The 2,021-nt window shown below is 46.8% G+C and carries 2 protein-coding genes; both read left to right on the forward strand.

Going from position 1 to position 2,021, the window contains the following annotated elements:
- On the forward strand, positions 1-1,342 hold a 1,342-nt coding region (locus tag ACCI49_RS24445; RefSeq protein ID WP_371841865.1), incomplete at its 5' end, for an RHS repeat domain-containing protein.
- Between the two features lie 22 nt (positions 1,343-1,364).
- Positions 1,365-1,889: a hypothetical protein gene (locus tag ACCI49_RS24450; RefSeq protein WP_371841866.1), complete on the forward strand. Its 525-nt coding sequence runs from the start codon at positions 1,365-1,367 to the stop codon at positions 1,887-1,889.
- Positions 1,890-2,021: the final 132 nt, after the last annotated feature.

The following is a 2,021-nucleotide window of genomic DNA, read 5'->3' on the forward strand; positions in this document are numbered from 1 at the left end:
CAGCGGCAAGACCACCCTGTATATCGACAAGCTGTTCGAAAAGATTACCGGCGGCGGTGAAACTCAGTATCGCCACTTTATCGGCGATATCGCCGTGCTCACTACCACCGAGAAAGGCAGTGATGTCACCCACCAGATCGGCTTCAGCCACCGAGATCGCCTCGGCTCCACTGCTGCCGTGGCTGATGAAGCCGGTAACCTAAAAGAAAGCCACAGCTTCGATCCCTTTGGCAAGCCGCGCCAGGGCAATATTCTCGATAAAGAGACCGCTATCTTAGAGAGCGCCTACAGCACCCGCGGCTTTACCGACCACGAGCATCTGGACGATGTGGAATTGATCCATATGAATGGGCGGGCCTATGATTACAATCTTGGGCGGTTCCTCTCTGTGGACCCGGTGATACAGAGTCCTGGCAATAGCCAGAGCTTGAACCCCTACAGCTACATCATGAATAATCCGTTGGCTGGGACCGATCCGAGTGGGTATACGCCTGACTGTACACAAGGTGATGATGGGGCGATCACTTGCACTGGACCAGTAAAGGTTAGTCAAACTGGTTCGCGCATAAAACGGACAGAGACTGGCTCTGTAACTATGGATACCAATGGCAAGCTAACAGGGAGCATAACAAGCGGTGGAAAAACACAAAGTTTTTCTATCGGCAAGATTGTCGGGCAGAAGTCGGGTGGAGCAGCAGATATTGGTAGCCAGGCCAGTCGTGGAAATTTGCAGGGAGGTCAGGGTGCTGCCGATTCTGGGCAGAGTGGTGAAGGGTTGCCTGACTTTGGATCAGACAGCAAACAAATTGGACTTTGTGCCTCTGAAGGTAAATGTTTACCGAAGGACTATAGCGATGTGGAGAAAGCTACGATTCTTGATCGTACAAATGAAATAACAGCCGATATCAGAAATTCATCATATGGTTCTACTCAAGCTGCTGCCGCTGCGTTACATGAAAACGAAGCCCTTAGAGAAATGGCAGAAAAATATGGGCTTGAATTTTGGGCCGTTATTGATAAGAAAACCTTTGCAATTAAGGAGGTAAGCACAGGTTTCTCTTCAGGCGAAGCTCTAGGTGCGCACGATGGTGCGTTTAGGCCCGGAGACAGCATTTGGCATACCCATCCATCTGGCCGGAAAGTGTGGAGTGGGGATTTGCAGGCAACTGTTGGGGCAGGAGGCCGCTGGGTATTTGCCTCAGGGAGGCAGCTTAGTGGGATTGATGTTTATACAACAGGCTATACGAGACCTTCACAGGTTATTGCTGATTATGGCCGAGGCAACGTAACGCGGCACATATATGAAGGCGGAGAATGGTCCACGGAGCAATATAAGTTCTAAATTGTTGTAAAGGAAATTTAAAATGAAGAAATTTATTATTTCATTACTACTATTTGGATGCTCAGGTTCAATGGCAGAGATACCATTTTCTTTTTCAGTAGAGCAGCTTTTTTCTTCTTCCGATGTGGTGGCAATTGTTGAAGTCTCGGAAGGAAAGTTGACTAATGAAGGGTTGTATCAGCTTAAGGCATCTCTTGAAAAGAGCATAAAGGGAAGAAAGAGAAACTCTTTTTTGAGTTTTGCCCACAGGGAAGGTCATTTCTCTGACAAGCCAGATAGGTTAGGTGGTAAATATCTAGTTTTTCTAAAAACTCATAATGGCACCTATACGACTAATACAGAAGGATTTTCCGTTATCGAAGTCGCTGAAATAGCGGCTGAGCGTCCGGATATGGAGCTGGTGCTTAGGAGGCTAAATCTAGGATCAAATCGAATTGTAAATGACTTTGATAAAGAAACCGTATGGTATCCCGTAATATGCACATATGGATCAGAAAAAATATGTGAGAATGCTTTTGATATTTTAGAGCGCGCATTCAGGAAATAATGGAGTAAGATCAAAGCCCCGACAGGGCAACCTGCCGGAGGATGTTCAAAACTCTGTGTCAGCCAAATGGCCTCATAAGCTGATGTATTTTTCCAAGCGATCTGGAAAGTGGATCGTCAGTTGTGACAGTGT

Source organism: Microbulbifer epialgicus (genome assembly GCF_041447265.1).
GTDB lineage: Bacteria > Pseudomonadota > Gammaproteobacteria > Pseudomonadales > Cellvibrionaceae > Microbulbifer > Microbulbifer epialgicus.

Coding starts and splice junctions, on each gene's coding strand:
- ACCI49_RS24450 (WP_371841866.1), top strand. CDS start 1,365: ATGAAGAAATTTATTATTTCATTACTACTATTTGGATGCTCAGGTTCA.